The organism is Stenotrophomonas sp. 10L48 (assembly GCF_056395105.1).
Genome location: NZ_JBFTIX010000026.1, coordinates 1 through 7,654 on the forward strand (window position 1 = coordinate 1; position 7,654 = coordinate 7,654).

The following is a 7,654-nucleotide window of genomic DNA, read 5'->3' on the forward strand; positions in this document are numbered from 1 at the left end:
GTGGTCACCACCATGTCGGCCATCGAAGCCTCCTCGAAGAAGATCGCCGAGATCATCTCGGTCATCGATGGCATCGCCTTCCAGACCAACATCCTGGCGCTGAATGCCGCAGTGGAAGCGGCCCGTGCCGGCGAACAGGGCCGTGGCTTCGCCGTGGTCGCCAGCGAGGTGCGTACCCTCGCCCAGCGCTCGGCCGCCGCCGCCAAGGAGATCAAGGGGCTGATCGACGAATCGGTCGGCAAGGTCGCCGAGGGTTCCAGCCTGGTCCACCAGGCCGGCAGCACCATGGGCGAGATCGTCGCGTCGGTGCAGCGCGTGACCGACATCATGGCCGAGATCTCCGCCGCCTCGCAGGAACAGTCGGCCGGCATCGAGCAGGTCAACCAGACCGTGGTGCAGATGGACGAAACCACCCAGCAGAACGCCGCGCTGGTGGAAGAAGCCACCGCCGCAGCGCGGGCGATGGAAGACCAGGCCGCACAGCTGGGCGAGGCCGTCGCACGCTTCCGCCTGGCCGCACCGAGCGCGGGCAATGCGATACCGCGCGCAGCCATGGCCGTGGCCAGCAGTGCTCCGCGCAAGGCGGCGCCCGCATCCATCGCCGCACCCGCGCGCGTGCGCAAGCCCGTTGCGCAGCCGGCCCTGGCCGGTGACGGCGACTGGCAGGAGTTCTGATCGCAGCATCGGGGTGGCCGCGCGCCACCCCGTCAGCGGAAAGGCAGCGCCGGGCCATGCCCGGCCCGGGCACCACGCTTGCCCGACCGCCGCGGGCATGGCACAACGGAGCAAACGAGTGCGTTCGGTGCTACATAAATCCGCAACGCAGCCGATACCTCTTTCGAGCCACGCGCCCACACGCGTCGGCGCCCGCCCCTGACCACAGATTCCATGTCCGACGGCCACGACACTGCACTGCCCGAAGTCCATGCGGCCGACGCCGCGGATGATCGCTTCCTGGTCCGCAACCCCCGCCAGGTGCGGCAGCTGCTGCGTTCACTGATCGACCAGCGATCACTGATCAACGCCCATATCGACGGCCGCGATCGATCCTTCCCCACCGCCCTGCTTGAACTGGACGACGACGAGGATTTCCTGCTGCTCGATGGCAGCCCGCAGGAGGCTTCCAACCGCGCCGCCGAACAGTCCGACCACCTGCTCTGCTTCGCCCAGCTGGAACGGGTACTGGTGCGTTTCCGCCTGCATGACCTGCAGCGCGTGGACAACGAGGGCCATGTGGCGTTCCGTGCACCGCTGCCCGATGAACTGGTGCACCTGCAGCGACGCGAACTGTACCGGCTGGAGACCCCCATCACCGACTCACCGCAATTGCTGCTGCCACCGGGCGAGGCCCGCGCCGAAGCCTTGTCGATGCGGGTGGTGGACATCAGTGGCGGCGGCCTGGCGGTAACCGTGCCCACCGACTGCGCCATCTTCAGCCTGCAGCAGCGCTACCGGGCGCAGCTGTCGATGCCCGATGGCCCGGACCTGCAGATCGAACTGGTGGTCTGCAACCTGCTGCCGCAACGCCTGCCCAACGGCACCGAGGTCAAGCGCGTCGGCATGCGTTTCGACGACCTGCCGCGCGGCGGCGACAGCGCCATCCAGCGCTACATCTTCCGCATCGACCGCCAGCGCAAGGCACGCCGCAACGGCGAGCTCTGACACCCCCACGGCGGGTAGTGCCGGCCGCTGGCCGGCAACCTCGAAACCGCGTGGATACCGGTGCCAGTAGATCCACGCCATGCGTGGATGCAGGAACTGCCGGCCAGCGGCCGCCACCCCCCTCCCAGGTAGATCCGCGCCATGCGTGGATGCAGGATTGCCGGCCAGCGGCCGGCACTACCAGATGCCTAAAGTCCCCCACCCAGGGGCCGATATCGAGCCTGACACCGGCACTTCCGGCAGAACCAGGACCCCTCGATGAACGACAAGAACAGCTCCGCCGCCGGCGCCGATGGCGAATTCCTCAGCTTCACCCTCGGTGCCGAGCACTACGGCGTGGACATCCTCAAGGTGCAGGAAATCCGCGGCTACGACGCCGTCACCCGCGTCCCCGATGCCCCGGACTACATCAAGGGCGTGATCAACCTGCGCGGCACCATCGTGCCGGTGATCGACCTGCGCCTGAAGCTGCGCCTGGAAGACGCCCGCTACGACGCCTTCACCGTGATGATCGTGCTCAACGTGGAAGACCGCGTGGTCGGCATCGTGGTCGACAGCGTCTCCGACGTGATCCCGCTGTCGGCCGAGCAGATCCGCCCGACCCCGGAATTCGGCGCCGCCGTCGACACCCGCTTCATCTCCGGCATCGGCACCCACGACGACCGCATGCTGATCCTGCTGGATATCGAAACCCTGCTGGACAGCGCCGACATGGGTCAGACCAACGTCGTCGAAGACGCTGCCGCCTGAGCAAACGGACCTTTTTCACGTTTCTGTTACGCAGCCCTTCAGTTCCCCTCATCCACGCCGATAGGGGGACAGAAGCCGGTCGCGCAGGAACGCGCCAAGGCCGGATCCACCATCACCATCCCCGGAGAATCACCCCGATGAAGTCCCTGCTTGCGTTCGTTTCGGCTGCCGTCCTGGCCACCACCGCTTCCTCCGCCTTCGCGCAGTCGGCCGAGATGATTCCGCCGGAGATGGCACCGCGCGCCGTCGGCAAGGACGGCATGGTCTGCGGCAAGGTCGAAAAGGCCCGCTTCGCAGAAGGTTCCGAAGGCCAGCCGACCTTCCTGTACATGGGCGGTGCCTTCCCGCGCCACACCTTCTCGGCACGCATCGCCGGCGAGAACCGCGGCAAGTTCTCCTTCCCGCTGGAAACCCTGGAAGGCAAGACCGTGTGCGTGATCGGCAAGATCCAGCGCGACGCCTCGCGCGCGGAAATCGAAGTCAGCTCGCCGTCCAGCCTGAAGCTGGCCAACATCAAGTAATCCGCTGTCCGTCAGACCGCGCCGGCCAGCGTGCCGGCGTGGCTGTTGCAACCGGGCCCCGCGCCCGGCCGCGTCTGCCTTAGGAGATCGCAACGCCCATGCCGTGGATCAACAACCTGAAACTGATGCCGAAGCTCATGCTGACCTTCGGTGTCCTCTTGCTGGTGATGCTGCTGCAGGGCATCGTCGCCTACCGTGGCCTGCATTCGCTGAACAACGTGACCACCGAACTGGCTGGTTCACGCATGGAAAGCATCCGCATGGCCGGCGAGATGCGCGGCATGCTCGGCGAGTACCGCAACAGCGCCTACCAGCAGCTGATCCGCGCCAGCGACGACGTCAAGGCCGACGCCCGCAAGCAGGCCGTCGAACTGCGCACCAGCATGGACAAGTCGATCAAGGACTATCCGAAGCTGGTCGACAACGCACAGCAGAAGAAGCTGTTCGACACCTTCGCCAAGGACTGGAAGGACGCGCTGGCCTCCTATGACAGCGTCACCGAAATGCTGGAGCTGGACCTGCCCGACGATGCGATCGACACCTTCGTCGGCGAGACCCGCACCAAACACCGCAAGGCCGGCGCTGCGCTTGAAGCGCTGATCGCCGAAGACAACCGCCTCGCCCGCGCCTCGCGCGACGAAGCCGCCTCCACCTACTCCGCCTCGGCCGTGCTGACCGTCATCGCCCTGCTCGGCGGCGCCGCGCTCGGCCTGGTGCTGGTGTGGCTGTTCGCCCGTGCCCTGGTCGGCAGCGTGCGTGGCGCCGTCTCGGTCGCCAACGACGTCGCCGGTGGCAAGCTTGATGGCCATATCGACGTCAGCCGCCAGGACGAAGTGGGCGAACTGATGCAGGCCATGCAGCGCATGCAGCGCGACCTGCGCGAGCGCACCGAAACCGACCAGGCCATCGCCCGCGAGAACCTGCGCATCCGCACCGCGCTGGATTACAGCTCGACCGGCGTCTACCTCACCGACCCCAACAACACCATCGTCTACAGCAACCGCGCCCTGCAGCAGACCCTGGCCCAGTACCAGGACGAGCTGCGCCGCGACCTGCCCGACTTCGACGTCCACGCCTCGCTGGTCGGCAAGCCGGTCACCGTGCTCGAGCACCGTGGTGAGATGGACAACACCCTGCTGGCCAACCTCAAGCAGCATGGCGTTGCCCGCCGCCCGATGCAGTATGGCGATGCCCAGTTCGCCCAGGTCGTGTCGACCATCCGCAACGAAGACGGCGACACCGTCGGCTACGTGGTGGAATGGCGCGACCGCACCCAGGAAGCGCAGGTCGAGGCGGAAGTGGCACGGGTGATCGCCCAGGCCGCTGCCGGCGACCTGTCCGGCCGCATCGATGCCAACGACAAGGAAGGCTTCTTCCTGCAGCTGGCCCAGCAGATCAACGGCCTGCTGGACGCCAACTCGGGCAGCATCGAACAGATTTCCGGCCTGCTCGCCGCACTGTCGCAGGGTGACCTGACCGTGCGCATGCACGGCGACTATCAGGGCGTGTTCGCCCGCATGCGCGACGATGCCAATGCCACCGCCGCGCAGCTGAGCGAGATCGTCACCCGCATCAAGCAGTCCAGCCGTGCGATCAGCTCGGCCGCCGGTGAAATCGCCTCCGGCAACAGCGACCTGTCGCGCCGTACCGAACAGCAGGCCGCGAACCTGGAAGAAACCGCCGCCTCGATGGAAGAACTGACCTCCACCGTGCGCCAGAACGCCGAGCACGCCCGCCAGGCCAACCAGCTCGCCATCGGCGCGCATGGCGTGGCATCGCAGGGTGGCGAAGTGGTCGGCCAGGTGGTCACCACCATGTCGGCCATCCAGGCCTCGTCGAAGAAGATCGCGGAAATCATCTCGGTCATCGACGGCATTGCCTTCCAGACCAACATCCTGGCGCTGAACGCCGCGGTGGAAGCGGCCCGTGCCGGCGAACAGGGCCGTGGTTTCGCCGTGGTCGCCAGCGAAGTGCGCACCCTCGCCCAGCGCTCGGCCGCCGCCGCCAAGGAAATCAAGGGCCTGATCGACGACTCGGTCGGCAAGGTCAACGACGGCTCGGCACTGGTGCACAAGGCCGGCGCCACCATGGGCGAAATTGTTGCCTCGGTGCAGCGCGTCACTGACATCATGTCCGAGATCTCTGCTGCCTCGCAGGAGCAGAGCGCCGGCATCGAACAGGTCAACCAGACCGTGGTGCAGATGGACGAAACCACCCAGCAGAACGCCGCGCTGGTGGAAGAAGCCACCGCCGCCGCACGTGCGATGGAAGAACAGGCGGGCCACCTCAGCGAGGCGGTCTCGATCTTCGTGGTCGACGAAGCCGAAGCCGTGGTCGCCACGCGCGCACCGGCACCGCGCGCGTCGGCACCGGCAGCCCCGGCTCCGGCAGCGGCCGCACCGCCGGCCCGCCGCAGCACTGGCGGCCGATCCATGGCCACCGAACTGGCTGATGGAGACTGGCAGGAATTCTGATACCTGCCTGACCTGAGGCACGAAAACGCCCCGGCCCTGCGCTGGGGCGTTTTCTTTTGCGGCCTCGCCAGGTGTTGTCCAGCCAACGGCGCAGTGCTTCCGGGGTCAGATCCGTTTTCCGCAGGAAAACGGATCTGACCTCTCTTTCCAATTGGAAACTCAACGCACTTGCCGTCCGACACCGGGATGCCAGATGAGTCGTGCGGGGATGGGCTGGCGGGACCGTTGGCGCCATGGATGGCGCCATCGAGCCCCCATGGACGGGTTTACGGCATGCCCCGCCAGCCCATCCCCGCACGGCTCCCCCTCAACATTGCAGAGCCGACCATCCGCAGTTGCTGTTGCTCTCGCTCCGAAAGCCTGCCGCAGGCAGCGCCGCAGCCGCCGCTGCGAACAAACCTGAATACGTTCGAACAGCCCACCTCAATCCCCCGCCCCCGCGGCCGATAACGGTCATGTCACCGCTGCTCCCGATCAGCACCGGCGCCTCCACCCACCACCACCCGGGTACTGCTCGATGAATCTCCTGCATCGCTGGCAACACTACTTCAGCAATCTCTCCGTCCGACGCAAGCTCAATCTGCTCACGCTGCTGATCGCACTCGGCGTGATCGCGCTCTCGGTGATCGCTGCCCGCATGCAGTACCTGGACCTCAATGAAACCCGCAAGTCGTCGTTGAAGACCCAGGTTGAACTGACCTACGGCATCCTCGACCACTACCACGGGCTGGCCGCCAGCGGCGAACTCACCGAGCCCGCCGCCCGCCAGGCCGCGCTCGATGCGCTGGCGCGCATGCGCGCCGACAGTGATACGTATTACTACAGCGTCTACGACACGAACTACCGCGTGCTGATGCATCCGTTCCGCAAGGACCTGATCGGCAAGGACATGAAGGACTTCCGCTCCGAGGACGGCGTGCAGCTGTTCCACGACCTGGTGGAAGTGGCTCGCAAGGGCGGCGGGGTGGTCTCCTACAAGTGGGCCAAGGCCAACAGCGAAGGCCTGTACGACAAGGCGTCCTACGCCGGCCTGTTCAAGCCCTGGAACTGGGTGGTCAGCAGCGGCGTATACATGGATGACGTGCAGCAGCAGGCACTGGTCTTCACCGCCATCATGACCCTGGCCGGCGGCGTACTGGTGCTGATCGTGCTGGCATTGAGCTGGGTCATCGGCAACCGCATCGCACGTCCGCTGAAGCAGGCCACCGCCGTGGCCGAAGGCATTGCCGGCGGCAAGCTGGACAGCCACATCGGCCCGCAGCCGCATGACGAAACCGGTCGCCTGCTCGAAGCCATGTCGCGCATGCAGCAGCAGCTGCACGCGGTCATCAGCGGCCAGCGCGAGATGGCGCGCCGCCACGATGGCGGTGAACTCAGCTACCGCATCGACGCCAGCAGCTTCCCCGGCGAATACGGACTGATGGTGCAGGAAACCAACGTCCTGGTCGGCAGCCACGTGCAGACCCTGCACGATGTACTGAACGTCGTGCAGCAGTACGCCGTGGGCGACCTCAGCAGCGACATCGCGCGCTATCCGGGCGAAAAGGCGGCGATGACCACCACCGTCGACACGGTCAAGGCCAACCTCGGCCGCATCAACGCCGAGATCAAGCAGCTGGCCAGTGCCGCCGCTGCGGGCGACTTCAGCCAGCGCGGCGATGCACAGCGCTTCGATCACGATTTCCGCACCATGCTGGAAAACCTCAATGCCATGATGGCAGTCAGCGATGACAACCTCGGCAAGCTCTCGCAGCTGCTGTCGTCCATTGCCGACGGCGACCTGACGGCACGCATGCACGGTGACTACCAGGGCGTGTTCGCCCGCATGCGCGACGATGCAAACGCCACGGTCAGCCAGCTGACCCAGATCGTCAGCCAGATCCAGGCCAGTGCCTCCAGCATCACCCTGTCGGCCGGCGAAATCGCGTCGGGCAACAGTGATCTGTCGCGCCGTACCGAGCAGCAGGCCGCCAATCTGGAAGAAACCGCCGCCTCGATGGAGGAACTGACCTCCACCGTGCGCCAGAATGCTGAGCACGCGCGCCAGGCCAACCAGCTCGCCATCGGCGCGCACGGCGTGGCCTCGCAGGGTGGCAGCGTGGTCGGCCAGGTGGTCACCACCATGTCGGCCATCGAAGCCTCCTCGAAGAAGATCGCCGAGATCATCTCGGTCATCGATGGCATCGCCTTCCAGACCAACATCCTGGCGCTGAATGCCGCAGTGGAAGCGGCCCGTGCCGGCGAACA

Annotated in this window: 6 protein-coding genes; all 6 read left to right on the plus strand. The window is 66.4% G+C overall.

What is annotated here, in order from left to right:
* A partial coding sequence (locus tag AC1DCU_RS21345; protein ID WP_478013692.1) for a methyl-accepting chemotaxis protein occupies positions 1-675 on the plus strand: 675 nt, incomplete at its 5' end.
* Positions 676-888: 213 nt separating this feature from the next.
* Positions 889-1,662, plus strand: a complete 774-nt coding sequence (locus tag AC1DCU_RS21350) for a flagellar brake protein (protein ID WP_025878968.1) — start codon at positions 889-891, stop codon at positions 1,660-1,662.
* Positions 1,663-1,920: 258 nt separating this feature from the next.
* Positions 1,921-2,412, plus strand: a complete 492-nt coding sequence (locus AC1DCU_RS21355; protein ID WP_025878967.1) for a chemotaxis protein CheW — start codon at positions 1,921-1,923, stop codon at positions 2,410-2,412.
* Positions 2,413-2,549: 137 nt separating this feature from the next.
* Entirely contained in the window at positions 2,550-2,933 is a 384-nt protein-coding gene (locus AC1DCU_RS21360; protein ID WP_025878966.1) for a hypothetical protein, read from the plus strand.
* 98 nt (positions 2,934-3,031) lie between these two features.
* Positions 3,032-5,407: a methyl-accepting chemotaxis protein gene (locus tag AC1DCU_RS21365; protein ID WP_032975460.1), complete on the plus strand. Its 2,376-nt coding sequence runs from the start codon at positions 3,032-3,034 to the stop codon at positions 5,405-5,407.
* 517 nt (positions 5,408-5,924) lie between these two features.
* Positions 5,925-7,654 (plus strand): methyl-accepting chemotaxis protein (locus AC1DCU_RS21370; protein ID WP_442252417.1); only part of this gene is annotated, 1,730 nt, incomplete at its 3' end.

What these genes read in the sequence shown, in the direction of transcription:
- AC1DCU_RS21365 (WP_032975460.1), top strand. Translation starts at nt 3,032, where the DNA reads ATGCCGTGGATCAACAACCTGAAACTGATGCCGAAGCTCATGCTGACC.
- AC1DCU_RS21355 (WP_025878967.1), top strand. Translation starts at nt 1,921, where the DNA reads ATGAACGACAAGAACAGCTCCGCCGCCGGCGCCGATGGCGAATTCCTC.
- AC1DCU_RS21360 (WP_025878966.1), top strand. Translation starts at nt 2,550, where the DNA reads ATGAAGTCCCTGCTTGCGTTCGTTTCGGCTGCCGTCCTGGCCACCACC.
- AC1DCU_RS21350 (WP_025878968.1), top strand. Translation starts at nt 889, where the DNA reads ATGTCCGACGGCCACGACACTGCACTGCCCGAAGTCCATGCGGCCGAC.